Source organism: Coleofasciculus sp. E1-EBD-02 (genome assembly GCF_040218245.1).
Taxonomy (GTDB): Bacteria; Cyanobacteriota; Cyanobacteriia; order Cyanobacteriales; family Coleofasciculaceae; genus Coleofasciculus.
In genome coordinates this window covers 1-24,811 of sequence record NZ_JAVJQN010000067.1, presented here as the reverse complement: position 1 = coordinate 24,811, position 24,811 = coordinate 1, and the positions used below count along the sequence as shown (strand labels likewise).

Below are 24,811 nucleotides of genomic sequence, written 5' to 3'. Positions count from 1 at the left end.
TTCTTTTATCTGAAATGCGATCGCACTGATTGAGAGTTTGGGTGGGTACTGGGTTGCTGTCAAATGCGAAAATTGGAGAGAAGCAAGTCTACCGTAAGCTTGCTTTATAATTCAGGGTGTTGTTAACCACTTCCTTTCCAAGTTTCAAAACTACATCAAGAGTCTCCATCATGGCTCCCAAACTCCGCCCGCGTTAGTCGGACAAGTCGGAGCGTTGCGTAAACTTTTATACATTACGAAGATAACTTATGTCTTAAGGAGGATGTCAATCAAAATATAGCTGTAATATGTAAATCTTCCGTGAATACCTTTTTTGAAGAGAAAATAAATTGAACGATTCAAGGATTAAAGAGGCGAACGCTTGACGGATAAGTAGTGCGATCACGCTCCGGTTAAAAGGGTTTGATTCAAGATGAGTCGGCGATCACTAAGGAACCTGTTGCTCCTTCATCTGGCTGGTGGCAAAAATTTATTTATCAAATGCCACACTCCTTCAGCAAAAATGTCGCAAGCGACGAACTGACGGAATAGGGGATTGGGGATTACTCGTTCCGAGCAATCCCCTTCACTTGACTTCCGTGATGGATGGCTTTCTGGCGATACCCGTGGCTTTATAGCATTGCTAGCACTTGTTGGTAGTTAGCGGCAAGTGACTGATTGTATTTTAGGTCTAGTATAAGACTATCGCCGTCCAATTTTGCTGTGAGAACGCCCTTGTTCATTCCGCTGGGAAACTTGACTTCTAGGGGACCTGCTATGACATTGCTGGAGATGACCGTTCCCAATTCCAAATCATTAAAGAGACCGACATAGTAAGTAGGAGTGACTTTGAACTGAGCACTGGAACCATCTAGAACCTTCTGTTTGTAAACTGCTGGACTCCCAGACATACCGACACCAGGATTGGCTTGCACCTTCGATTTGTTTACGATCGTTATATATCCATCTTGCCCCGCTCCAGCTTCTTTAAGCTGCTGCACACCTTCCTCGTATACAATCTCCCACTTGCTTCCCAGCTTAGCTGGTAACTTTTGGCTGGACTTGTAAACCCCTATTCCCCCGTCTTGCTTGTAATCAGCAATCGAAACCAGGTAATCAATCTCCCATTTGACTCCACTAGATCCGCCTTTAGGGGTGGTTGTTTTTTTCCATGCTACACTGTCCAAGCCTATGGAATCGGGTAGTGTTTGGTAAACCACCATTGTCCAGGTACGGTCAGTTTCGTTTTCAAAGTCAATGTAGTAATTTGCCATGATTGTAACTTCCTTTCTATTTCTAGTTGATCTGCTTAGTTCATAAATTTGTCATTTGTAAGACGATTCCAGTAATCAATTTCTGAATTTTTCGACTTAGAGGATTTTTTTCTGACTCGATGTACTCCACGAAACGATCACCATAACCAGAAAAGGGGGCAATGCCCCCTCATCCTCAAACTCCACCAGCCGCGATCGCACCCCTTCGTCTCCAACTCAACCAAAAAGCGATCGCCTTCCATAAGAAAGAGAAGCGATCGCCCCTCATCCCCAAATTCTACCAAGTGCGATCACACCCCTTCGTCTTAAGCTCAATTAAAAAGCGATCGCCTTTCACAAATAAGAGAAGCGATCGCTTCATGTCGATTTACCTACTGATGATACAATACGACTGCCCCCACTCCTCCGCCTCCATTCTGGTCGATTAGCTCCAGTGTTTGTTCGTCCTGCGCCAAGATCGCATCGTAGGTGTGTCCGTTTGTAAACCATCCCTGTTGATATCTGTATACTTTTTTCTCTCCTCCTGGCGTATTTTTTTCTACTTGGATTTGTCCCCACAGGGCTTGTGCATTTTTTGGGGCTACCTGGGGAACTTCGATATTATCATTTCCCCAAAAAATCAATATCCACGACCCACCCTCCTGCGGATCATAGGCTGATATGTTGAATTGCGGGTCTATTTTTTGTACCAAGCTAATATTCATTATTGTCTTTTATCTCTACATTTTTAAGACGATTGCTAGAGACAATTTCTGAAGGTTGCGAGTTAGAGGCGTTTTTCTAACTTGATGAACTACAAGACACAAGCGCGAGAACCAGAAAAGGGGGCGATCGCCCATGATCCTCAAACTCCACCAGCCGCGATCCCACCCCTCCGCCTCAAACTCAACGAAAAAGCGCTCTGCTTCCTGTATTTCCTATATGTTTCTCATGTTATGTTGTAGCCGTTCGGATAGTCGTTCGTATTTATTAACGCTGTAGTCGTTGTAGGTGTGGCCCATGCAAAATATTGCTTTAAGTATCCAACGTTTTGGTATGGCTTGAGTTCTGTTCCTCGATCCGTTACGATTTGTATTGTAGGACTGAAATTTTGGTCGTCTGTAAAATAAACCCAGACTGAGACATTTTTGCGATTTTCTACACGTTTTGACATTGGTTGTTTTCCACTGAATTTTTGTGTTTTTTGTTACGTTATTTTTCGTTTTGGGCTGTCGGGAGACTGCATTGATTGACGACTAAGTACTGCTCTGACTTTGGCAATAAGATATGTTAGGTACTTGCCGAAACCAATAAAAGTTATCTTTTCATCAATCCGCATTTTGTTTGGAGTTAGCTTTTACTTGTTGTTACATCTTTACATTTCTTTTCTTCGCATTTACATCCTTGCGTAACAAATCCGCAATCCGAGTCCTGCTCACACTTTTCACCTACATTACAATTACCTCCATTAGCGACACAGGTTGTTAAAATACTGTTTCCAATCTGCATTTTAGGAGTTGATGTGATCGTCTCAAGCTTATTTAGGGATTCTAGTTGTATGCTAGGGAATTTTTCTGTTGCATTAGCCTGCGAATAGCCAGAAAAAATTATCACTAAAGATGTAATTAGTGCTATTAAGTTCGTAAGCATTTTGATGGACTCCTTTTGTTTCTACACACTTACTAACGCTTCCAAATATCTATAGCAGCCCTAAATAGGTCGCAACAGATATAATAGTAATAATAACCCCCTAGAAAAAACACAAATGAACATTATAGATGAACTAGCGGATTTTATCAAGGAAACAAAAGAGTCAAAAGAAATCAAGAGAGCTTTGGCGGTAAAAATGATTTTGGAAGGAAAATCTTATCAGGAAGTCAAAGAACTATTAAAAGTTTCTCACAGTTTTATCAGCCAATGGAAAAATCAAGCGCTTTTTCAAGGCGTAGAAAGTTTAAAACTTCAATATAAAGGAAGGCAAGGTTACTTAAAACCAGAAGAAAAAGACCAAACAATTCAGTGGTTGAGGGAACAAGAACATCTAAGATTGTCAGACTTACAAAACTATTTACAGGAGCAGTATGATGTAGTTTTTGAGTCGAATCAAAGTTATTATAGCTTATTTAAAGAGGCTCAAATAAGTTGGAAAAAGACTCAAAAAAAGAATCCGGCTAAAAATGATGAATTAGTCAAAGCTAAAAAAAAAGAAATAGAGGTAAGGCTAGAAAAATGGAAACCGGAAATAGAAGCTGGAAGCCGGACGGTGCTTATGCTTGACGAATGTCATCTGCTGTGGGGTGATTTGTTAGGTTATGCGTGGGGAAGAACAGATGTAAGAATAGAAGTTCCTCTCAAAAATGAAAAAGAAAGACAGACTTATTATGGGGCTTTAGATTATCAAACCAAAGAGTTTATAGTCAAAGAATATAAAAGTGGAAACAGCGAAAATACAATCGATTTCATCGAGTATTTACAAAGGAAACGACCCGGAAAAAAATTATCGATATTTTGGGATGGTGCAACTTACCATGATTCTAAGCAGTTTCGAGAATACTTAAAGACAATTAATCAAGATTTATCAGAGGAAGACTGGTTGATAAGTTGTACGAAATTTGCTCCGAACGCTCCCGAACAAAATCCAGTCGAAGATATTTGGTTGCAAGTTAAAACTTTCATTAGACAATTTTATCATCTTTGCAGCTCTTTTAAAATAGTTAAGTGGTTATTTAAGTTTTTTGCTGATGGTCAAATATTCGATTTTCCAAAAATATTTCAGTATGGAAAATTGCCACAATCTATTTAGGATTGCTATATTACTGAATTCTCAGTTTTCCAACAGCTTGCAAAAATACACAACAATCGCCAAAAGATAAGCTTGGGATAAGGCAGATTTGAAGAAGTTTGACTCAAAAGAAACGAACCATCATCCCCGACAGACTCTTGGCTAGGGATTGAAAATTGGGAAAACAATACCAAGGAGGAGAGCGGGACGAGCGTACAAATTTTCCCGCAACTTTCCCCACAAGAAACTGTTGTTGCCTCCTCAACACCACCAAACAGGAATTTCCCCAACGTCCAGCTTCTTCCTCAAATTGTGCCAACGCCAAAATCGGTGCAAGCACCCTTTCACCCAGCGCCGCCTCAACACACCGACAATCATCACTCTTTACTTCTAACTTCCCATCATTAGTCGTTGCACTCATCACCGACTCAGACTGCTGCACATCACACACTACCTCCTGCGCTTCCTCATCCCCAACACTCTCCACTTCCTCCACCGCTTCCGGTAATGTCACCGTCTCCCCTCCTCCCGCTTCAACTGGCGCATTCCCCTGGGACATTTCCTCAATTGCCGACTCAGTTGCTATCGGTGGAACAGATTTATCCCTATCCGTCCCCTCCTCCTTGATAAAATATCCCCTCAACTCCTCTTGTAAAATCTTCCGTGCCTGCGAAATACGCTTGCAGACATTCTGGTAGGAAATCTCTTGCTGTTGGGCAATCTCTGGATAAGACAGTTCTTGATAAAAATGCAGGATAAACGTCTCGCGCAATCTTGTTGGTAAATTATCAATCGCACGACGAATCACAATCTTTTTCTCGTCAGTCTCCATTGCACAATAAGGCGTATCCTCACTCCGTACCAGTCCTTGCTCCTCACAAGAAGCGTAACCTTCTATATCCTCAACTCGATTCGCCCCCCGACTGCGTTCACGATAAATGTCCACGCACAGATTGCGAGTCAGCGTCGTCAGCCATGCCTTAAAATTAGAAATTTCCCCCGCCGCGTACTTTTGCACCTTCTCCCAAGCTTTCAGCATCGCCCGACTCAGGGCATCTTCAGCATCAGTCGGGTTCCCCCCCATCCACTTAATGCAGCAACGGTAAAGATAATCTTGATACTGCTGCCATTGCTGCCAAAACCCTTTCCCTAACTCTTCAGAGCAACTCCGCAGGTATGACTCACTAACTGTTTGAGAATTTGACATAAATCAATAACTGGTAGCGTACCCAATTGAGGCAAGATAAAACTATTGAAACAACCGTCCCCACTCGAATCCAAATGTCAGCAAAAACCGCGCCAGCGCACAGCAAATATTGCCGAAGATACATCGAATAGACCAACGAGTTTGTTCATCAAACAATCCGCTCATCTATTATGAGTCTTCAAAGGCTTGGTGGTCTTCCGTAAAATTACGTAAAATCAGCTTATTAGTGATCCAGAACTGTTTTGTTCACCACGAGTCTAACCTCTGCCTCAAGGGGGGTGTCAATAGTAATACGCTGGTAATACTAAAATTTTCTGTTTGGGTTTCGTACTACAATGCTTTAAGCATATACTAGACAAAGGCTCCAGATAGAACGAAAGGGAATTTTAACTGTTTGTAAAGGTTTAGGAAGAAGTCAGTTTGGACTGGGCGAGTTGCAGGTTGTATCTGGGGGTGACGTTTCAAGCGATCGCTTTGCCGTGTCCCTTTTGGGCGATCGCGCACAGTGTGGCTCTCTCATGCTCACGCGATAGCGCAAGCGCTGCCGCCTACGGCAGCGCACTATAGCCGCAACAATGCACCCTCTCCCCAACGCGATCGCTCTTTCCTTCTCATTCGTCTCCCTTGAGCCTATTTTCCTCCAAAAATCGTCTCATTTTACGCCCTGCCTCTGTACCATTACTGGCACAGGTAGCAACAGAGATATAAGGTTTCTCGCCTGTTTCAGCTTCGGATATCTCTTTATCAAAAAGGACTACACACAAATCCTGCTCTTCTGACAACGTTTTTAGCTTAGCCTCATTTATCACATCTTTATGCAACGAGGCATGACACAACAAGCCACTCTAGTGGATTCGAGGTAAACTGCTTTTATTGATGAATGGCTTGATACCAAAGGCTATCAGGTACTTATAGAGGATAAGATTTACATCCCATACATTAAACAGCCGTTCATCAACATAAGATGCAGAAATATGGGGATGAATTTTTAGAATTTTCACTCCCAACAGGGTGTGGATGGCTTCTACCTGAAAAACGCCATCCTTTAAATCAATCTTGTGACAAGCATTCCAGGCTGATTGAACCAGATTTTCTTGCAGTTCTTTGTCTACCGAACTCGGCATTATGGCTGTTGTTTCGCGACTAATGTCAGGCGTATTTAGTCCCTTATCGGCTACATAACCAGCTAGCAATTTCCCATCAGAAATGATTAGAGTAATATCGTGTTGAGAGCCTTCAAAGTAAGGGGTGACGATTATCTCGGAGTTAACCCCTACCGAATCCCCTTGAGGTGTCAGAGTTTGGAGGGAGGTTTTATAGTCTTCAAATTTAGCTCTTAATTCTTCTTCTGTTTGAATGACTTTTACCCCAGAGGCACAAGCTCCACTATCTGACTGGATTACCAAAGGATAGTAGTGTGGCGGAATATTAGGAATATCCGTTACATCCTTCAAAGCAAAAACTTCAACAAAATCGGACTTGACTAAAGCTTCATAAGCTGGATTATCCGGATTATAAAATAAACTTTGTTTATGAGTGAGAAACTTACTTTGAGCAATGCTTGCCGAGAGGTAGTCATTCACGGGTTTCTCTAAAAAGTTAGCTGCCAAAGTGGATAAAGGAACATAGGCTTCACAAAATGTAATTACACCATCTACAGGGATGCCATGTTTACGAACAACTTCCACAATTGCTAAGGCATTTTTTAGGTCTTTGGTAGAGGGGTTGATATCAATATTGAAAAATTGGCTACTATAACTAACAGCAAAATGGTTAGGATTGCCATCTATCAGGATGATATTAATACCTACTTGTTTGGCAAATTCAAAATCATTCCGTTTTGAGTAGTCTCCCCCGTTGATAATCAATATATTCTTGCCTTTGAGCATATATTGGTATGAACGATACAACATCGTTTCTACCCATTTATCGAGAATGTCAGTTCTGTTAGGGGAATGCTGTACTTCATAGACCTGTAAATTCCCTTCGCAGTTATGGCTATTGACTTCAATGAGAAATGGTTCTAATTGACCCTCCTGTTTTTTTACAAAAACATCTAAGCCAATGAAATCTGTTTGTTTATTTGGGGGGACATGGGTTAAATGCTGTGTTTCATAGTCAATAATAGACTCCAGTACTGCTTCACCTAATCGCTTGATTTTGTCAATCAGTTGATTTTTCTGGTCGTTGGTTAATTGGAGTACATTACACAGATAGTCGATTGAAAAACTTTTAGAGGTAGCTCCACTGATTGGTTTGTCAAGATATCCTAGATTACAGATAATGCCGGAAGTTTCGACAACATTATTGGGGCGGCGGGTTACCAATACTCTCAACCTTGCACCAAGGTTGCAGTTATCGTTAATGCTTGAATCGATAAACTCGTCTACAAGCAAAGAATCATTGTCCTGAAGTGAATCCAGGCATTTTTTAAAGTTTTCAACAGCCCGATCTAAGTTATCCTTTGACTCAATCGTGCATAGCATACTTCCCATTAGATTTGAAGGCTTTATCACAAACCTATATGCGGGAAATGCTGTCAGATAGTCTCGGATTTCATCATCGGAGATATTTTTTGATAGGGGAATTAACTTAACTTTTGAATTAATAGGATGATGGTTATATTTTTCTAGAGAGAAGCCAAAAACCATCGTCTGGGGTACATTGACACCTCTGGCAGCCGCAAGTAAGCGGGTATGTAATTTGTCATCGGTATATTCTTCTAGTTCTATACCACTTGATATCGGGCAATCCGCCAGGGTTTCATAAAACTGAAATTTTTTAGCCCTTTCTTGGAGGATGGGGGGGTCAAACTTGTAAGATTCCTCGGTGTAAAAGTTACAGATAAAAGTTATTTTTTTAGGAGTTTTGAATTTAGTGTGAAAACATTGACCAAATTCATTCATGCCAATCCCTTCAAGGAGATATAAAACAGAGTTATCGCCTTCTTGCTCGACTCTTACCCAAGTGGGTTCAGTGACGATAAATGCACATTCAGGCAAAATTTTACTTGTTGCCCACAATAAAGAAACTCTGTCTTCCTCGGAAAAGAAAACTATACAGGGTTTCCGTTCATCTGATTCTTGTTCGATTTGATATTCTTTAATAGGCTTCAGTTTATAAACTTGAAGAGCTGAATTTAGCATTTCTAACATATCCAAATCCTCCTAGTATGAATTTTTTCTTCAGGTTATGACCGTAAATATCGGTACAAGTTCACGCTGCTTTGTTTACCGAGCGCGACTTGGTAGAATGCCGAGCAAAAGCCTCCGTGATGATTTCTGACATCAGTTGTGCAAACGGAATACCAGCCAAATGCAAGATAGTGCCAAGGGAGGTTTGGTTTAGATCAGAGAAGTCAGTCAGAGGTATAGAAGAAATGGCACAGTTAGCATTAACTTCCAGAACAAAAAGCTCTTGAGAATCTTTGTCCATGCGGATATCTACTCGCGCATATCCGTTGCCACCAACCGCACAATACGCACGTTTGCTGAGATTGCAGAGTCTTTCACTCAAATCCGAAGCTATCGGTTGGCAACGGTAAAACGGTTCCGAGGATGACGATGCAGATTCTTCAAGGTGTTCTCCCCAGAAGTTATCGTAAGACCGAAATTGTTCGGTTTCAGGTAAGCTAGACTGAAAAACCAGTTCAATTGGCGGATAGATTTTCAGGCTTTCCGGTTGCTGGGAATCACCTAGCAGGAAAACTGTAAATTCACGACCGCTGATAAATCGTTCTACAAAGATGCTGTCCGGTGGAAACTGCATCTCGTGTACCCCTTGCAGCAATCGCTGAACCTGTTTACTTACCTGTTCATCACTTTCGACAACCGACTCCAGTGAAATACCGATACTGCCATAGGCAAGTGCTGGTTTAACTAATAGAGGTGTGCCAAGGCGATCGCAAACTCCCTGAACTCGGCTGGGGTTTGAAATAACTTCGTAAGGAGCAGTAGCTACACTCGCCTCCCTAAAAGCACGTTTCATCCAAATTTTGGATGTGGTGAGATGGAAAAAATTAGAATCTGCACCCGTAAAAATGATCTCTTTTTGTTCCAGCAGTTTGATAACAGAAGTACCAGGGTAGCCATCAATCTCATCATTACCATCACAATAGTTCAGTACCACTGGTATATACTCATTGCTGGAAGCCGCTACCTCTTCTACAACCACTTGCCTATTTTCCAAAGTGATCGGTTGCCACTTCCACTTCAAGCTGAGTTCGGCAAAAACATCTACTAGTCCCTGACGATACCCAGGATTGTCGTATTCGCTGATCAACTCTTGTCCTTGAATGCGGTAGGGAATAAACACCCAGACAAACAGCTCACTGCTAGGTACAGGTAATCCTTGTAACATTGATATTTTCTCTATTAATTGGTTGCCAAAATGTGACATAAATTACTCCTTATTGAATCATTTTTCAGGTTAACCACTAACAACGAGACACCCTTTATTCATCACAAAAACTGTGTCCGCACGCAACGCATGAGCCATGCGGTGGGTAATGACAATCACCGTACACTTCTTGGCAATACGCTCTAACGTTGTCATGATTTCCGCTTCCGTCGCAGGGTCTAATGCTGATGTAGCTTCATCCAGAATTAGAATGGCTGGATTTCTTACCAAGGCTCTAGCTAGAGCCATTCTTTGCCGTTGTCCCCCTGATAACTGTCCCCCCCTGTCGCCAACAGGTGTGTCATAACCTTGAGGTAAAGTCAAAATAAAATTGTGAATTTCTGCGGCTTTAGCGGCGGCTTCTACCTCTTCATCACTGGCATCCAGATACCCCATGCGGATGTTTTCCCGCACCGAGCCATTAAACAAAATCACCTCTTGAGAAACCAGTCCGATTTGAGAACGGAGGGAGCGTACAGTGCAGTCGCGTAAATCAACGCCATCAAACAGAATACGTCCCTTATCCGGGTCATAAAATCGCGTCAGCAAATTGACAATTGTACTTTTGCCCGCGCCACTCTGACCGACAAATACCACAAAATCACCTTGGCGAATCTTCAGCGATAGATTTTTCACCCCGCCTCTATCAGAGGAGTAGCTAAAGCTGACATTATCAAAGTAAATATCACTCTGAAAATGTGGCAAATCAATCGCATCCGGTGCCTCATGAACTTGAGGAATTTCCGCCAAAATATCGCCGATACGTTGCAGTCCTGTTACTCCATCGATTAAATAAGGCAATCCCCAAGTAAAGTTGAGGATAGTTGAATGCAAACCCAGCAGTAGAACCTGATACGAGACGAGTGTCCCGACTGAAATCCAATTCCAGTAGGTCATCACGGCGCTAAGACTCAAAATAACCAACTGCACTAAGACAAAAGCGAGACTGGGAATTCGTTGCACTAAGCTAGATAGAAATTTCGCCCGGACGTAAACCCGCTTCAAGTCATTCAACTGGGCAGAAAAATCTTTTGACACTCGTTTTTCTAGACCGAATATCTTGACAACGGATTGGGAGAGCAGATTCTCTTCGATTACGCTGGCAATGTGTCCTTCCTTTTGCCGCAGATGATAGCCTTCTTTGGTGGCGCGACGCGCAATATTTACTGGTGCAATTGCACAGACAGTCAAACCGATGCAACTTAGAACCGCTAACTGCCAGTTAAGGGAAAACATAAAAATTCCCGAAAAAACGATGTTACTCAGGCAAAAAATAACAACTGGCAGACCAAGAATAAGACTATTTTCTACCTTCTCTGCATCCGCCTGGAAACAGTTAATTATATCTCCGGCTGAACGTCGCCCAAAAAACTCCATTGAAAGGATCTGGATGCGCTCAAATAGAGAACAGCGGATGTTGTTGAGTAACAAAATGCCCAATTTGGCTGAGAAAAAGTCACCCAGTAAACCGACAACGACAAATACAATCGCTCCGCCTCCTAGGAGCAAGAGAATCAAAACCAGAAGACTATAATTTTGGGGAACAATGGCTGCATCGATAATAAACTTGAAGCTTATCCTCATCCCTGATTCAAATAAAGCCTCAAAAATCTGACTGCTACAAAGGAAAATAACTAGCCATCTACCAGCAGCGATATATTTATTAATTTGTTTGAGAAACCCAAGACTATTCATCTAGATTATCGAGAAAATGGAAATTACTAGGAGAATTACCTGATTAAGAAGAATTAGCTAGGTAACTCAAACAGCTTCACCAGGCTCTAAATCAAAAGAGATTTGAGAGGATTAAGTAGCGCATCACATGAAGTATTTACTCATGCCTCCCTGAAAAATTATGACATTACTTGTGCAAACGGAATGCCAACAAGGTGCAAGATAGTGCCAACAGAGATAGCGTTCGGAAAAGTTGTCATAGGTGTGTATCCTGATATCAAGGAATCATGTCAACTAAGTCTCCAGTTATTTTCAAGAATTGCTATAATCAAGCTTTTCAGCTAATCTAACCCAGGCTTACTAGCTATGGCTTCAGTAAATTTCCTGATCTAACACTGATGTACGCGCTCCATCTGCAAATCACGAGCGAAAAAATATCCGTACTCTCACTCAGATGTACAGTCGCGCACCCTCTAGACAATGTGGTAGTAACTCGGTAGAAGTCCCTTATGTAGGGTTAAACCCTGATTACAACCGTGTCATTGAGAAGCTATGTGACTCTGTTAATTACTTCAAAATGTTTTGAGACTGCATCTTATCTCTATGATGCTTCATCTCCCCCGCCCCTGTCAGTCGGAAAAGTCGGATGTTGCATAAACTATCGAACTCAGGTTACACGAATACGGCAAAAAAATAGTTAGCACGGCGAAATCAAAACTTCTGTTCCAGTAGCCTGATATCTCTAAATTACCAACTTTTCCTTCTGCTAATCGTTGCTCAATGAGCGTGAAGACAATCAACTTCATATCAATTGGACTCAACATTTAATTTGCTCTTAAATTAAAGAGCATTTCTTTAAAAGTCGAATCATGAGTTGGTTATCTACGCTACGAATCTAACATCCACCTTATGGGGGTGTCAATAAAAATACACCTGTAATACGTGTTTTTTTCGCCAATTATAGTTTTGATCAGAGCATAAATTGAACCGGATGGAAGTGACCATGCGTAAATTTTGCATTCAAAAAAGGTTAGTATCGCTGTCTTGGCTGAGGAGTCTGAGTACTCAGTCAATAACCTTCAAAACGCTCAAAAACCAAAAACTTGAATGGCGAGAGGGGCTAGCGTCTATTGCTGACCCGACATAACAACTGAATTTATTCCCATCTTAGAGGTGAACCTATGCCAATTCGGGAAATTGATGGTCAGGGCGATCACATTGGCTGATTTCCCCTTGGCTAAAAAGAAGACTTCGTTGGCGGCTTAATCCAAATAGCACAACGCCCTTTAAGTTCCTTCGAGTTAGCCTTACACACCGCGATCGCTCCCCGATTCCACTCCCATAATTTCTTGGCTTCCCTCCCCTCAGAGGAAAGCGCCCAGTCCAATGCCTTGGCTTCTTCCAAAGATAACTGCCTTGGACCGGTTGGATCTAATTCTGGTGGCGAAGCCAATTGGAAACCACCCCATCCCCCCACTAGCAAACAACCCAGCACCGCCGCCCCACCAACCACCACAAAGAGCCAATTATCCGACAATGTTGCCCAAAATTGGCGGGATTTCTGCTTTTCGATTTGCTTGAGCGCATCTTCTACCGATTTCACAAACGCCCGCCGCTGCACTGCCATCATCGACTCTTCATAATTCTTCAGCGCTTCAGCTACTGCCAAAAACTCTTCGTGCAACGCCTGGAGTTTGGTCTCGAACAATTCCTTAATCGCTTTGGGAGACTCATCCAATAGTACCTCTAGAGAACCCGTTGCCGCCAACAGCACAAACAGCGGGTCTTCTGGCTCAATGCCCGATTGATAGGCAATTTCCAACACTCGCGCCTTGACTGACTCTGGCTTGCCCTCAAAGATAATATCTGGAACTGTTGCACCTTTATGGATTCCCCCGGCTTGTGAGATATCTGGCTGACCCACCATAATTCAAAATTCTTACATTCAAACTACTCTTTGAGAAGGGCTTGCCCTAGCTGCTAAAATTCGGAAATCGCGGGGTTATTGAGCAACCCCAACTGCGACAGGGTGCTTTTGGCTTGTTTGAAGTAGGTGGCAACTCGCTGTCGGGAGAGAATTCGCCATTCTTTTTGCCATTTTTTGCCCACAATGGCATCGGAGAAGCTCATTTTATGGGTAGAAAAGAATTGACGCTCTTTTTCAGAGAGAATCATTTTGGGTAAGGTAATCTCCTCAACCTCGTACTCCTCAATTAATTCTTTGATACTGGGAGTTTCGAGAATGGAGAAGTCTTTTGTCCAATACTCGTTTTTGACTAAGATATGGGGAATCTTATCTCCCCAATCGGCTAAAGACTGAACGAATAAATCCACCGAATCCGGCTGTCCCGTACAGACAAACCACTTGTAAAACTCAACCTTGCCATCAAATTGGATTGGGTTCACCTCTCCCTGATCCGCCTGATGAGAATCATCCTCGATATCCGACTTTCCTGGTGATTGTTCGACCTCTCCCAAAACTTCCATTTCTGATTGCGCTGGTGACTCGGATTCTTCCGCCGATGTTTCACAGGCGGCGGCTTCTGAGGTCAATTCAGATTCAACTTCGGTACTGGCTAACAAGGCGCTGGCAAATTCTTCGGAGAGAATTCCCGTCCGCTCAAACCATTCACTGACAAAGGTATAGATTTGAGACGGGAGATTGACAATGACATGATTTCCTTCCATCGCCCGGTATAAAATGGGGTCGGCGGAGTCTACATTCTCCTCATTCTCGGAAAAGAAGCATTTATAAGCTGGGCATTTGTCTGCATAAACCTCTAAGACATCGGGATTAGTTCGGTCGGTGTCAATGAGAACAAAGGGGAGTTTCTGCCCTAAACAATATTCCACCATGGTTTTGCACAAGAAGGACTTGCCTGTCCCTCCTTTCTCTCCATCGACTAGATGTACTCGCATCGGTTTTCTCCGGGTTAGTTGTTAATGATTGGGGGCTGATAAAAAGGGAGGCTCTAATTGAATGGGTCGTGCCATTTCCCTTTTCCTAAAAAAGCAGTTTCGGGATTAGCCAGCCTCGCTTCGTCCAACATTTCTTGTATCCGTTGGTCTCGTTCTGGTTCTTTTTCATCTGCTTCATCCCCATCCTCCAATTCATCCCTGACTGACACGGCTGGTGCGGTATTAGCAGAAGCGGGTGGCTGTTTTGGGGAAGCTGATTGAAATTGACCGACCCCAGAAGATTGCGGCGTACCCCCCCAAATAACGGGAGATAGGGAAAGTCCAAACTCGGAATTGAGCATCATCGCGTAATCGATGAGTCTTCGCGCCGCCTGATCCGCAATTTGCCGCACTTGGTTGACAGGTAAATCCGCTTCAGCCGCCGCGAAGGGACTGTAAAGGTAACTGAATGCTTGTCGCATTCGTTCGCGCAGTTCGGGAATGCCATCTTTTTTGCAGTATTTGATTACCATGGCGTCATAGTCGGTGAAAGCGCGATAGGTAACTTGAACTTCGGCTTTGGCTACTGCTTTTTTCTTTTGCCTGGTTTTCGATGGTTTCTTTGTATTTGCTGTTGTTGTATCCACGACCCCTTACTCCTGCGATTGAGTTCAAAATTGCCTTGTTGAAGGTGAAAAAATTCCCCAGTTAATCCTCAGTCAGTTCTGGGTTAGTCCCCGGTAAGTCCTGGGTAAGTCTCCAGTTAATCAACGGTTGAGGGGTATTTTGAGATAAAATGCGATCCATTGGGGAATAGGCTAAGGGTATGAATCCTCAGTCAGTCCTCAGTCATTGTCTAGTAAGTCCCTGGTAAGTCCTCAGGATGTCATGTCCCTGTTGCTGCCAGTTCCTTGAGTCTCTCTCCTACCGTGACTTTCCACCCCCAGTTTCTCGGTAGAGCAAGATATGGTTTTGGGGACACAGTTTGCTGCTTAAACCTGCGATCGCAAGGGTGATTAGCTGTAATCAAAAAGCACCGAAACCCCCTTGTTTAGCCAAACCCCAATTCAAGAAGCGCTGAGGATATGGAGTGTGACGGGTTCGGAGGAGGATGACTCCGTGGGTGAGGTTTCTGGTTGCTGCATCTCCAGCCAACCCATGACCTCGTTCATTACCTTGTCTCGGAAAAACAGAAAGACTCCGTAAACATCAGACAAGCGATCAGGAGTTAGGCGATCGCACAACAGGCGTTTGGGAATGACCATGTTGGCATTCCAGTACAGCTCAATTCCCTTGGTACTGTAGTAATCAGTAAGTTGGGATTTCAGATAAGCGGCTGTACCTCCGCAAAAGACGATCTCACTAACCCCATCCGCGAGTTGATTATCGATCCAATTGGTTAAAGCTGTGACATAGTCGCCGCGACAGAGTTTAATCGCCTTAACCAGATTCTCCACATCAGCGGCGCGGTGACTGGGTTCGCTACTGCGAGCCAAGTGAGCCAAAGCCTCGGGGTTCACCGGATCAGCAGCGGCGACAATGGCGGGCGTTAGACGCTCGGCATTTTGTCCAGAGGTAGAGTCTTTGACCGATTCCACCATCTTGACAAAGCCCAAGTCACAGGTGACGCCCTTGCCCACTTCCCCATATTGGGCAGACAGAATCGAGGCATTGCGATAGCCAACCATGACCACGGCTATGGACTTATTCAGCAAAGACTCTCCTCTGATGCGAGAATGGACGAGATAGATACCCGCTCCTTCCGGTCGGCACTGAAACGTCAGCAGCTTGACCCGGCAGCGTCCTGTGGGTGTCTCGAAGTGACGCAAGGCTTGGGTTAACAACGGCTCGAACCGCTGTTTATCGGCATATTCACTGTATGGAAGTAATGCCGACAACGCGATATTGAATTTGTTGGGTAGTGCCAAACGTTGCTGAACCACCCAAACGGCGGCTAAGGTTTTGGCGATCGCTCTTTCGTATTTGAGTTCCCCGAGTCCTGGATTGCCGTGAAAGCGATGCTTTGCTAGATGTCCCACGGCGGTATAGGTATCGTGACTGCCTACCCATGCCGAATACTCCGGGGAGGCATTGCCAATCCTTGAGTTTGTATAGTCTCGTAAAGACTCTGCCGAAACCACAGAAACTTCTGGAGACATGGCAAAGGAGAAGCTGTGGGATTTGCCGAGAACATCCTTGGCATTTTCAACAGGTACTTTCTCCGCAATTACCTTCGTATCTGACCCGCCAAAGTCGATGGAAATCACCACCTGGGGCATAACAGTTTTTGGAGTTGTTGTTGCTTTAGCCATAACTTTTAAGGATGGAACTCTCTTGCATCAACGCTGTTCTCACCCTAGCCAACCCTTTAGACAAGGCACATCGACCAAGTGGCTAAACTGAATTAGCCTAAAGGCTAATGGGCAAAACCGTCCAGAAACTTGTAAAGTGAAAACGATGGCTTTTGTGAGACTTAAAGAAACAATGTCACCCAAATCACGTCGCACAGAACTCGTAAAAATTCGTCTGACCAGTGAAGAGAAAGTGCTAATTCAACAACGAGCCGCCAGCCACAATCTGAGAATCTCGGCTTACCTGCGACATCAGGGACTCAATCGCCATACTCCCCGGCGGATTAGTGAGGTGGCTTTGCTCACCTATGAGGAACTTGGTCGCATTGGTAAGAAACTCGACCAGTTAGCCACGGCGACGGATGAACCCGATTTACTTGAGCAACTTAAGCAACTGATTAAGCAAGTGCGTCTGGAAATTACTGGGGCAAATTTTTAATTTTTTGAATGTTGAAATGATTGGCAAATTGGTCAAGGGGAATAACTTTACAAAATGCCTCAATTATGTTCTCAATAAACAGGGGGCAACGCTCATTGGTGGGAATATGGCTGGAGAGAACCCCAGTGAATTAAGTGGAGAATTCAGCATCTGCCACTTTCTCAACCAGCGAGTGACTAAACCCGTTTGTCATATATCGCTGTCGCTACCCCAACGCGACCATCTGGATGACCGAACCTGGTGTGAAATTGCCGGACGTTACCTCCAAGCCATGGGGTTTACCCGCAACCAATATATCGTGGCACGGCATACCGACACGACACACGACCACGTCCATATCGTTGCCAGTCGGGTTAGGCTTGATGGCACTTGTGTTCAGGATTCTTGGGACTATAAGCGCACTCAGCAGGTACTGTCTCAAATTGAAGCTGAATATAGGCTAACACCGACAAGAGCAGACCGAGAACGCCGCGCTCCTACGACGGGACAAATGCGGCGATACCGGAAAGAACAAGTTAACTATGCCAATGGTAAGCGCTACCAACCCCCAGAGTTACCTGTTATCCGACAGCTACAACGGCTCATTGATGACAATACTCGGGACTGTCCCACCCTGACGCAGCTAGTATCTAGACTCCAGCAATCTGATGTCACGGTGCGTCCGGCGATGACCCCTGAGGGTGAGGTTATGGGCATTAGTTTTGGACTCAATGGTATCAATTTTCCCGGTTATAAGCTGGGGAACGCCTATTCTTTAACGGGACTGCAAAACTATCGGGGAGTGGAGTGGGATGCCAAACGGGACGTAGTGGCTCTATCCCCAATCTCCTATGCTAATTCTGAATCGATAGCAGGGCAACCCGACTCTGTTCAACAGCAGTTTACTCAGACTGTTGCTCCAATTGTCGCTCAGATGCTCTATTCGCTGTCCACCCTCCAACATCGGGGAGATATTTATACCGCCTATTGGCAAACGCAGGAGGAAACGCGGGTGCTGGTGTTAGAGCGCAATGCTGACGGGGAGCGGTTGATGAAAGCTAAGTATGAGTCAAAGCCAGGGTTAGAAGCCGGACAATGGACGCAGGTGGAGCAATCTCGACTCACTGCTGCAGATGTTGAGCAGTTTATGCTGATAAGTAGAGCCATTCACAATCCAAAATACTCGGCGAGAAGGGCTTCACTTTCTAAATAATGATAAAGCTCAAGAGAATTAATTTGTCAGTTCAATCTGATTACTGTACCGATGTTATTGGAGAGTGAAGAAGGGTTAAAAGGTTATGAGGCAAAATTAACATGAAATCATTTGAACAAGGGTTCATTGAACAGCAACCGATTAATCAAAGACTGCTGCAAACGATTCGCTTGATTGGAGAGTATAAGGGTAAGCAGGAGTTGTTTAAGGAACAAGCGCCCCAAGTTCTGGAAACGTTGCGCCAAGCGGCGGTGATTCAGAGTACGGAGTCTTCTAACCGGATTGAAGGAATTACGGTACCGTTGGAGCGGATTAAAAAGCTGGTAACGGAAAAAACAACACCACGCGTGAAGCGAAGCTATCGCGTAAGCGAATCGCTCGGAACAGGAAATTGCTGGGTATCGGGATGTCCTAACAACGATTCACACTAGCTATGTCCATATTCCGTTTACGCCGAATATTATTTTACAACTTCATCGTGACCTTTACCAGTTTGCTGTTAATACAGGGGGGCGCTGGAAAACGGTGGATAATGAAATTAGTGCCACCTATCCGGATGGGACTAAGGTGGTCAGGTTTCGACCGACTCCCGCTTATGCGACGCCTGTGGCAATGGAACGTTTGCATGACCAGTTTAATCGCCTTTGGCAGTCGAGTGAGATAGAGCCGTTATTGCTTATTCCGACCTATGTTCTGGATTTTTTATGTATTCACCCGTTTTTAGATGGAAATGGGCGAATGGCAAGGTTGATTACCCTATTGCTACTTTATAAAGCGGGTTATGAGGTGGGGCGGTTTATTAGTTTGGAGCGGATCGTCGAGAGAACTAAGGAAAGTTACTATGATACGCTGTATCAGTCTTCCCAAGGTTGGCATGAAGGAGAGCATAACTTATTACCATGGTGGGAATATTTTTTGGGAGTGATGGTGCTGTCGGCGTATCGGGAGTTTGAGACAAGGGTAGGGGTGGTTACGTCTACGAGGGGAACGAAAACGGCAATGGTTTTGGATGTGATTAACAATTTACCTAGGGAATTTTCGATTCGAGAGTTGCAGGAGCGATGTCCAACGGTGGGGATTGATTTGATTCGTCGTATCTTGCGTCGGGAGCGAGATGCTGGACGTTTGACTTGTCAGGGACGTGGGGTGGATGCACGTTGGCAGAAGCAATAAATTATTCCTAATTTATAATTCATCCTTAAAACAATGAACTTCAATTAACCTGATTTTGAGGAGCGTTTATTTTATGAATCAAAAGCTGGAGGAGGTATGGAATTGACGAAAACTTATAAGGTCTTGATTGTCGAAGACCATGAGTTTACTCGCATGGGGATCGGGCTAGTCTTGAAAAAAGAAAAAGCGAAAAGTCATAATGCTAATATTAATCTTGAGCTGGTGGGGGAATGCGGGACAGCCGCTCAATGCCTGCAATTAAATCGCTCGGTTCAACCGGATATAATTATTGTAGATATTGGGTTGCCCGATATGAATGGCATTCAATTAACTAAAGCGTTGAAGACTGGCGATTGTCAGGGAAAGAGTGACTATGGGATTCCTAAGGTTCTTATTCTCACGTCTTGGAATAGTCAGGAGGTTGTTTTAGCCGCGTTCGAGGCAGGAGCAGATTCTTATTGCCGGAAAACGCTAGACCCATCTCTACTTTACCCGGCAGTTAAGGCTACGGCGCTTGGTGAGAATTTTATCGACCCAGCTATTGCTAGTGTGGTGCTAAGTTATTGCCAAAGTTATCAGTCTACTCAAGGGGAATCACGAGCAAGTTCTCATCAAGGTGAGCAAAAAAGTGCTAATGGAGATTATAATTTAAGTCCCAGAGAGTACGAGGTTTTGGAATTGATTGTCAATGGCTATAATAATTCAGAAATTGCCCAGCAACTGTACCTGAGTGTGGCATCTGTCAAGGTATATGTGCGGAATCTGTTTAGAAAGTTGGCTTGCGAACGCCGCACGCAAATTGCTGTCCAAGCGTTACGGGAAGGGATACTATCTTGAGAGCGCTTGCCCATCACCGTATCCGTATTTTAGTGGTGGATGATACACCGATTAATGTTGAGTTGATTAAACTCATTCTCAAGCGGCAAGGCTATTCTGTAAAGAAAGCGAGTTCGGGTGAGGAATGTTTGCAACGGCTCAAAGGTTTTTACCCCGATTTGATTTTAATGGATGTGCGTTTGCCAGGGATAGATGGGATTGAGGTCACTCGGCGAATTCGCCGTAATCCTCACTTACGCAACCTGCCAATTCTGTTGATGACGAGTCAGGTGGAAGAGGATTCACCGAACTCGCTGGTTGTTCAGGGGTTAGACGCGGGGGCTGAGGATTTTATTCATCGTCCCATTGCTGAGGCGGAAATGCTAGCGCGAGTGAGGTCATTACTGCGGTTGAAAAAAAGCCTGGAAGCGAGAGATGAGTTGATGGCGTGTTTAACCCATGATTTAAATACGCCGTTGGTTGCTAATCAGGGGATGTTGAATTTTTTGTGCGAGGGGGGATGTGGAGAATTATCGGCGGAAGCGATAAAAGTGCTGCGGTTGATGCAGGAAAGTAACCAAGGGCTGCAAGATTTGGTGCAGAAGTTTTTAGCAGTTTCTAAGTTTGAAGCGGGCGATAAAAAGTTGAATTTATCCCCGGTGAATTTACAGAAGTTGCTCAAGGATGTAGTGGAACAACTCCAGTTTCTGGTGGCTGAAGGGGTGAGTCTATCACTGGAAGCGAGTCGTGAATTTCAGGGAGATGTCTGGATTGAGGGCGACCGCGTGGAATTGCACCGAGTTTTTACTAATTTGGTGCGTAATGCGATTAAGTTTACTAGCAAGGGGTTTATAAAGATACGATACCGCAAATCGCGGTCGATTGATGGGATAGTTATTGTTATCCAAGATACGGGGTGTGGTATTCCTTCGGTAAAGCAACGGGAATTATTCCGGCGGTTTCGGAGTGGGCAACATAGAATTGATTCTCTGCCCTCTGCGGGTATGAATCCTCGTTCGGGTAGTGGGTTGGGATTGTATTTAACTCAACTTATTGTTAATGCTCATTCTGGGCAGATTGGTTGCCAATCTATTGTGGGCAAAGGTACGATTTTTACGATTCGTTTGCCGGTTAAGCAGTGATTTGAAACCTCTCCCGGTTCCGCTACGCTAAAACCGGGAGATTCCTCAGAAGCTTATATCTAGCTTTTCACTCGTCCCAGAGGAAGCTATCTGGCTAGACTTTTCTGAGTCGCTACGAATCGGCTCAACGGGGCTATGACTGCACCGACTTTCAGACGCGCTTACTCGATTTGCCGATTGTTGATATTGTTGCCATGCCCGTAGCAGGGCGGTTTCCATCCCTGGATACTCGGATTGAGCATTCTGCAATGACAACACATCGTCATAAACGTGACGACTTAAAAACGCACTCATCAAGTCACGGTGCATTACTACGCCTGACTTATCGTAATGAACTCGTTCTGACAGGGATTTTTTGATACGTTCCCCTGTTAAATGAGTTTGAGAGAGTGCCGTTTTCGTAGTCGAAAACTGGTAGAACGAACCGCCAGCTTTCTCAGCTTTGCGTTTCAGTTCTGACTGAAAAAAACCAGGGGACTTAGCACCAATCGCTTTTCCCCAATTCTTTTGCCATCCTTTTACAGAAACCTTTTCAGCCTTAATTTGGTTTCCGTTTCTGAGAATGTCATTAACTAGGCGACGATTTTGAGACTTGCAATACTCAGCTTTGCGCCGCTCTAATTCTCGCTTTTGACGCGCAAGAGCCTGATAACGTTTGGATTTATTCCACGAAGAGCAACCTTTTTTCGGCTTCCCTTTTTTCAGGATATCCTTACGTCCCTTCCTTCCTAAGAAGTCAGGTTCGTAGTTGTCAGGATTGGACTGCCGTTGTGACCGTTGCATCTTTCGCTGCAAGCTGCTAATTTCACGCTCAAAGCTTGGAACCTTCTCGGCAAAGGGTAACAAGCCAGCATTGCTGTCAGCCACATAAGCCACATTGGAAATATTCAGGTCTAATCCAACAACTCCAGGATTAACAAAATTAGCAGCTTTTCGATAAGGCTCTCCTTTGTTGATTAACTGAGCATACCAGCGACGTTTACCGTTAATCTCTTTCCAGAGAATCCGGACGTATTTGATAGAGCTGTTGATGCCATGCATCATTACAGGGTTATTGGGGCAAATCAGGGCGTTGAGTCTGAGCTTTCCCCAAAGAAGGTGCTCCCCAGTCCAACGGATACCCTGCTTGTTGGTCTTGCCCTCCATGCTGCGGAACCGAGAAGGAACCTTGAATCGTACTTTCTTAGCACGACCAAACATTACCTTTTCTGTTGATTGGAAGGCACGAGTCGCTAACTTTTGCTGAGTATTGGAATCGACTTTTTGAGCAATCCACTTAGAGGTATTGGCGACTACCGTTGCATAAGCCTGAAGCTCATACTCGGAATACCGATATTGCCTCCTTGCTTCACTAAATGCCTTTGTTCTGACTTTCCCTTTTGGTAGCTTTTTAGCTGATTGGTAATGGGAGGATTTCTGCACTAACCGCATCCGAACCATTGCTTCGTTCAAACAAGCATTATAGAGTTGCCGACCCGCTTGGAAGCGAGAAAGCAACTCTGACTCTGATTGACTGGTTACAACAAGGGGGATGGTTGTAATGAATGAAGGGGTAGTGCTTTTAACCATACTGGAGAAATCGAGAAGGTTAGTTACCTAAAATGATTGACATCGACCTTTTGATGAGGATAGCTTTAATTTAGACAAATGTCAACAAACGACAATAATCAACATGACGGTTAATTTAGCTGATAGACAATATCGTAGATATCCTCACAGCGTAGGTTGTGCATCGGTAATTTAGGCTTACATAAATGACCCTCACCACTCTAAAAAATAGGCGGCAAATAAAGAAAGCCGTGTCGCGTTAGATGGTGTAGAATGGATGATAGATCGCATTTTCCCAGAAACCGACTTGATGAAAGCCTGCTACTCGCTCAGTTGGGGGAATGGGTGGGGGTAATGGCGTTCCTCACGGCTTACACTCGTTGCTTCACCCGCCGGGAGGTTCAAACTCCTAGATAGTAGCCATGGTCTACTGAAAGGTTGCCTACCGAATCAGCTAAAATAATTAAAAAGCACAAAGCAGGTGTAATTATCATGCAGGCTATTTTTTGGACTGTAGAAGAAGTTGCCCACAGAGCTAAACAGTTTTACGAAAATGGCATTCGTCAACAGGTTGAGTGTGATGATAACATTGGCAGGATGATTGTGATTGATGCGGAAACGGGCGAATACGGTATTGATAAAACTGGCGTAGAAACAGCCTTAAAGTTAAAGCAGAAAAAACCAAATGCCAGGTTATTTACGATGCGGATTGGTTATGATGTTGCTGTCAGCTTTGGGGGGGCGATTGAGCGTACTGTCAAATGATTTACGGGAGATTGATTGACGGCAAAGCGATAGTGCCAGTAATTTTTCGTTTACCAACACAACCTGATTTTTCTATCGATTTTATTATCGATACTGGATTCAACGACCATCTTACCTTACCACCGCAAGCAGTCAGTGCGATGAATCTCCCGTTATATTCGAGTACGCTTGCCAGATTAGCCGATGGTAGGGAGGCGTTGTTATCTATACATTTAGCAACAATTGTTTGGGACAATCGAGAAAAAGTAGTCCCTATTTTAGCGTCTGGTTATAAGCCTTTATTGGGAACGGCATTGATGGAAGGATATCATCTGGAGATTGATTTTGAAGACAATGGTTTAGTTTCCTTAGAACAAATTCCACCCTCGACTTCATAGATTCTGAACGACAAACGTCAGTCACCTCACCTGAATGCTAGACCAAAATCGGCAGCGTTCGGATTCTCTATCTAGCTGTACCCACTCTAATCTATAACAGCTTATTTCAACTTGATTTCCCAGCCTCAATGCTGCAAGAAAATACCGTAAAAATGATGGTTTACGACATTGAATTGGAGAAAATTTCACGAGGAATCATTGTCACTAATAAATATCATCCACTTGAGGTTGAGCATAGACCGAACTATCCGGCGAAGACGCAGGTAACGATACCCGTTGCGCGTTGCGACGCATCGCCGTAATCCGCTCCGCATCACGTAACGCCAATGGGTTAATTGTAGACCGCTCGGACAACAAATCTGCTACATCAATCCGACCAGGATGACCCTCACAATATGCCTTAGTTGCTGCCTTGGAAACAATAGTGGCAACTTCTGAATTCGAGCATTTGTGGGTTCGTTTCAAAACACTCATCCACTGCTCAAAACTGTAAGCATCTCCGGCGACAAACCGGGAATCATATTTAGCTAAATGCTTGACAAATACATCTTTCCGCTGGGAGCATCCCATTTTGGAAAAGAGAGAAAAATTATTCGCGACTTATAATCGCGAATAATTTTTTAACCTAAATATTTAGATATCTTCTTGCTCAGAGTCAAAAGAAATATCTAGTAAACTATTTTTAAGAGAATCAATGGTTTTTTGTAATTCGGACACTATCGTTCTTCTGGCAACAGACATCACAGAAGCGACATGGGCTTCACTTCCAGCCTTGCCTAAATGCTTATATTTACTTAACTTGGGTGGGTCACTTGTG

24 protein-coding genes and 1 pseudogene are annotated in these 24,811 nt (G+C 44.0%); 12 read left to right on the top strand and 13 right to left on the bottom strand.

The window, feature by feature from the left end:
• Positions 1 to 611 precede the first annotated feature (611 nt).
• Positions 612 to 1,253, bottom strand: a complete 642-nt coding sequence (locus RIC07_RS11445) for a hypothetical protein (protein WP_446394632.1) — start codon at positions 1,251 to 1,253, stop codon at positions 612 to 614.
• A gap of 161 nt (positions 1,254 to 1,414) precedes the next feature.
• Here RIC07_RS11445 and RIC07_RS11440 point away from each other — a divergent pair, with 161 nt between their 5' ends.
• The 3 genes from RIC07_RS11440 (at position 1,415) to RIC07_RS11430 (ending at position 4,035) form a co-directional block, all read left to right on the top strand.
• Entirely contained in the window at positions 1,415 to 1,681 is a 267-nt protein-coding gene (locus tag RIC07_RS11440) for a hypothetical protein (protein WP_446394631.1), read from the top strand.
• A gap of 360 nt (positions 1,682 to 2,041) precedes the next feature.
• Entirely contained in the window at positions 2,042 to 2,197 is a 156-nt protein-coding gene (locus tag RIC07_RS11435) for a hypothetical protein (RefSeq protein WP_446394630.1), read from the top strand.
• Positions 2,198 to 2,997: 800 nt separating this feature from the next.
• Complete coding sequence (locus tag RIC07_RS11430) at positions 2,998 to 4,035, top strand: IS630 family transposase (protein WP_446394629.1); 1,038 nt, start codon at positions 2,998 to 3,000, stop codon at positions 4,033 to 4,035.
• A 103-nt stretch (positions 4,036 to 4,138) separates the two neighbouring features.
• Here RIC07_RS11430 and RIC07_RS11425 read toward each other — a convergent pair whose 3' ends face one another.
• From RIC07_RS11425 to RIC07_RS11385, 9 genes are all read right to left on the bottom strand, one after another.
• Positions 4,139 to 5,221, bottom strand: coding sequence for an RNA polymerase sigma factor (locus RIC07_RS11425; protein WP_446394628.1), 1,083 nt, complete (start codon positions 5,219 to 5,221; stop codon positions 4,139 to 4,141).
• Positions 5,222 to 5,832: 611 nt separating this feature from the next.
• Complete coding sequence (locus RIC07_RS11420; protein WP_446394627.1) at positions 5,833 to 6,003, bottom strand: hypothetical protein; 171 nt, start codon at positions 6,001 to 6,003, stop codon at positions 5,833 to 5,835.
• A 63-nt stretch (positions 6,004 to 6,066) separates the two neighbouring features.
• On the bottom strand, positions 6,067 to 8,376 hold the full coding sequence (locus RIC07_RS11415; RefSeq protein ID WP_446394626.1) for an ATP-grasp domain-containing protein: 2,310 nt from the start codon (positions 8,374 to 8,376) through the stop codon (positions 6,067 to 6,069).
• 61 nt (positions 8,377 to 8,437) lie between these two features.
• Positions 8,438 to 9,619, bottom strand: a complete 1,182-nt coding sequence (locus RIC07_RS11410) for a hypothetical protein (protein WP_446394625.1) — start codon at positions 9,617 to 9,619, stop codon at positions 8,438 to 8,440.
• A gap of 30 nt (positions 9,620 to 9,649) precedes the next feature.
• On the bottom strand, positions 9,650 to 11,314 hold the full coding sequence (locus RIC07_RS11405; protein WP_446394624.1) for an ABC transporter ATP-binding protein: 1,665 nt from the start codon (positions 11,312 to 11,314) through the stop codon (positions 9,650 to 9,652).
• A 1,216-nt stretch (positions 11,315 to 12,530) separates the two neighbouring features.
• On the bottom strand, positions 12,531 to 13,220 hold the full coding sequence (locus tag RIC07_RS11400) for a DUF6753 family protein (protein WP_446394623.1): 690 nt from the start codon (positions 13,218 to 13,220) through the stop codon (positions 12,531 to 12,533).
• Between the two features lie 53 nt (positions 13,221 to 13,273).
• Positions 13,274 to 14,212: a hypothetical protein gene (locus RIC07_RS11395; RefSeq protein ID WP_446394622.1), complete on the bottom strand. Its 939-nt coding sequence runs from the start codon at positions 14,210 to 14,212 to the stop codon at positions 13,274 to 13,276.
• Between the two features lie 53 nt (positions 14,213 to 14,265).
• Positions 14,266 to 14,838 carry a hypothetical protein gene (locus RIC07_RS11390; protein WP_446394621.1) on the bottom strand — a complete coding sequence of 191 codons (573 nt, stop codon included), beginning with the start codon at positions 14,836 to 14,838 and terminating at the stop codon, positions 14,266 to 14,268.
• A gap of 420 nt (positions 14,839 to 15,258) precedes the next feature.
• Complete coding sequence (locus RIC07_RS11385; protein ID WP_446394620.1) at positions 15,259 to 16,503, bottom strand: ParM/StbA family protein; 1,245 nt, start codon at positions 16,501 to 16,503, stop codon at positions 15,259 to 15,261.
• 172 nt (positions 16,504 to 16,675) lie between these two features.
• Between RIC07_RS11385 and RIC07_RS11380 the strand changes: the two genes are divergently transcribed.
• The 6 genes from RIC07_RS11380 to RIC07_RS11355 all read left to right on the top strand — a co-directional run bounded on the left by RIC07_RS11380 (position 16,676) and on the right by RIC07_RS11355 (position 21,304).
• Positions 16,676 to 16,981 (top strand): plasmid mobilization protein, encoded by a 306-nt coding sequence (locus RIC07_RS11380; RefSeq protein WP_446394619.1) that lies wholly within the window; start codon positions 16,676 to 16,678, stop codon positions 16,979 to 16,981.
• A 16-nt stretch (positions 16,982 to 16,997) separates the two neighbouring features.
• Positions 16,998 to 18,173, top strand: a complete 1,176-nt coding sequence (locus RIC07_RS11375) for a relaxase/mobilization nuclease domain-containing protein (RefSeq protein WP_446394618.1) — start codon at positions 16,998 to 17,000, stop codon at positions 18,171 to 18,173.
• 101 nt (positions 18,174 to 18,274) lie between these two features.
• Positions 18,275 to 18,604, top strand: coding sequence for a hypothetical protein (locus RIC07_RS11370; RefSeq protein ID WP_446394617.1), 330 nt, complete (start codon positions 18,275 to 18,277; stop codon positions 18,602 to 18,604).
• Positions 18,564 to 19,346: a Fic family protein gene (locus tag RIC07_RS11365; protein WP_446394695.1), complete on the top strand. Its 783-nt coding sequence runs from the start codon at positions 18,564 to 18,566 to the stop codon at positions 19,344 to 19,346. The genes RIC07_RS11370 and RIC07_RS11365 overlap by 41 nt, the downstream gene beginning before the upstream one ends.
• Positions 19,347 to 19,442: 96 nt before the next feature.
• Positions 19,443 to 20,183, top strand: a complete 741-nt coding sequence (locus tag RIC07_RS11360) for a response regulator (protein ID WP_446394616.1) — start codon at positions 19,443 to 19,445, stop codon at positions 20,181 to 20,183.
• The gene (locus RIC07_RS11355) at positions 20,180 to 21,304 is read left to right on the top strand and encodes a hybrid sensor histidine kinase/response regulator (protein WP_446394615.1); all 1,125 of its coding nucleotides are present in this window, start codon (positions 20,180 to 20,182) and stop codon (positions 21,302 to 21,304) included. The genes RIC07_RS11360 and RIC07_RS11355 overlap by 4 nt, the downstream gene beginning before the upstream one ends.
• Before the next feature lie 45 nt (positions 21,305 to 21,349).
• On the opposite strand, the gene RIC07_RS11350 is transcribed toward RIC07_RS11355, so the two are convergent.
• Positions 21,350 to 22,873 (bottom strand): RNA-guided endonuclease TnpB family protein, encoded by a 1,524-nt coding sequence (locus tag RIC07_RS11350; protein WP_446394614.1) that lies wholly within the window; start codon positions 22,871 to 22,873, stop codon positions 21,350 to 21,352.
• Positions 22,874 to 23,344: 471 nt separating this feature from the next.
• Between RIC07_RS11350 and RIC07_RS11345 the strand changes: the two genes are divergently transcribed.
• From RIC07_RS11345 to RIC07_RS11335, 3 genes are read left to right on the top strand one after another with little or no spacing between them, the layout of a single operon-like run.
• A complete protein-coding gene (locus tag RIC07_RS11345) occupies positions 23,345 to 23,617 on the top strand; it encodes a hypothetical protein (protein WP_446364489.1) in 273 nt (90 codons plus the stop codon).
• Entirely contained in the window at positions 23,614 to 23,994 is a 381-nt protein-coding gene (locus RIC07_RS11340) for a clan AA aspartic protease (protein ID WP_446394613.1), read from the top strand. The genes RIC07_RS11345 and RIC07_RS11340 overlap by 4 nt, the downstream gene beginning before the upstream one ends.
• A gap of 47 nt (positions 23,995 to 24,041) precedes the next feature.
• Positions 24,042 to 24,296 (top strand): element excision factor XisH family protein, encoded by a 255-nt coding sequence (locus tag RIC07_RS11335; protein ID WP_446394694.1) that lies wholly within the window; start codon positions 24,042 to 24,044, stop codon positions 24,294 to 24,296.
• Here the strand turns inward: RIC07_RS11335 and RIC07_RS11330 are convergent.
• Positions 24,199 to 24,564: a hypothetical protein gene (locus RIC07_RS11330; protein WP_446394612.1), complete on the bottom strand. Its 366-nt coding sequence runs from the start codon at positions 24,562 to 24,564 to the stop codon at positions 24,199 to 24,201. The genes RIC07_RS11335 and RIC07_RS11330 overlap by 98 nt on opposite strands.
• 63 nt (positions 24,565 to 24,627) lie before the next feature.
• Positions 24,628 to 24,811 (bottom strand): annotated as a pseudogene (locus tag RIC07_RS11325) (transposase); the annotation flags it as partial.

Coding starts and splice junctions, on each gene's coding strand:
- RIC07_RS11400 (WP_446394623.1), bottom strand. CDS start 13,220: ATGGTGGGTCAGCCAGATATCTCACAAGCCGGGGGAATCCATAAAGGT.
- RIC07_RS11330 (WP_446394612.1), bottom strand. CDS start 24,564: ATGGGATGCTCCCAGCGGAAAGATGTATTTGTCAAGCATTTAGCTAAA.
- RIC07_RS11360 (WP_446394616.1), top strand. CDS start 19,443: ATGGAATTGACGAAAACTTATAAGGTCTTGATTGTCGAAGACCATGAG.
- RIC07_RS11430 (WP_446394629.1), top strand. CDS start 2,998: ATGAACATTATAGATGAACTAGCGGATTTTATCAAGGAAACAAAAGAG.
- RIC07_RS11380 (WP_446394619.1), top strand. CDS start 16,676: ATGTCACCCAAATCACGTCGCACAGAACTCGTAAAAATTCGTCTGACC.
- RIC07_RS11385 (WP_446394620.1), bottom strand. CDS start 16,503: ATGGCTAAAGCAACAACAACTCCAAAAACTGTTATGCCCCAGGTGGTG.
- RIC07_RS11340 (WP_446394613.1), top strand. CDS start 23,614: ATGATTTACGGGAGATTGATTGACGGCAAAGCGATAGTGCCAGTAATT.
- RIC07_RS11395 (WP_446394622.1), bottom strand. CDS start 14,212: ATGCGAGTACATCTAGTCGATGGAGAGAAAGGAGGGACAGGCAAGTCC.
- RIC07_RS11405 (WP_446394624.1), bottom strand. CDS start 11,314: ATGAATAGTCTTGGGTTTCTCAAACAAATTAATAAATATATCGCTGCT.
- RIC07_RS11410 (WP_446394625.1), bottom strand. CDS start 9,619: ATGTCACATTTTGGCAACCAATTAATAGAGAAAATATCAATGTTACAA.
- RIC07_RS11425 (WP_446394628.1), bottom strand. CDS start 5,221: ATGTCAAATTCTCAAACAGTTAGTGAGTCATACCTGCGGAGTTGCTCT.
- RIC07_RS11370 (WP_446394617.1), top strand. CDS start 18,275: ATGAAATCATTTGAACAAGGGTTCATTGAACAGCAACCGATTAATCAA.
- RIC07_RS11435 (WP_446394630.1), top strand. CDS start 2,042: ATGAACTACAAGACACAAGCGCGAGAACCAGAAAAGGGGGCGATCGCC.
- RIC07_RS11440 (WP_446394631.1), top strand. CDS start 1,415: ATGCCCCCTCATCCTCAAACTCCACCAGCCGCGATCGCACCCCTTCGT.
- RIC07_RS11445 (WP_446394632.1), bottom strand. CDS start 1,253: ATGGCAAATTACTACATTGACTTTGAAAACGAAACTGACCGTACCTGG.
- RIC07_RS11350 (WP_446394614.1), bottom strand. CDS start 22,873: ATGGTTAAAAGCACTACCCCTTCATTCATTACAACCATCCCCCTTGTT.
- RIC07_RS11415 (WP_446394626.1), bottom strand. CDS start 8,376: ATGTTAGAAATGCTAAATTCAGCTCTTCAAGTTTATAAACTGAAGCCT.
- RIC07_RS11345 (WP_446364489.1), top strand. CDS start 23,345: ATGCAGGCTATTTTTTGGACTGTAGAAGAAGTTGCCCACAGAGCTAAA.
- RIC07_RS11375 (WP_446394618.1), top strand. CDS start 16,998: ATGATTGGCAAATTGGTCAAGGGGAATAACTTTACAAAATGCCTCAAT.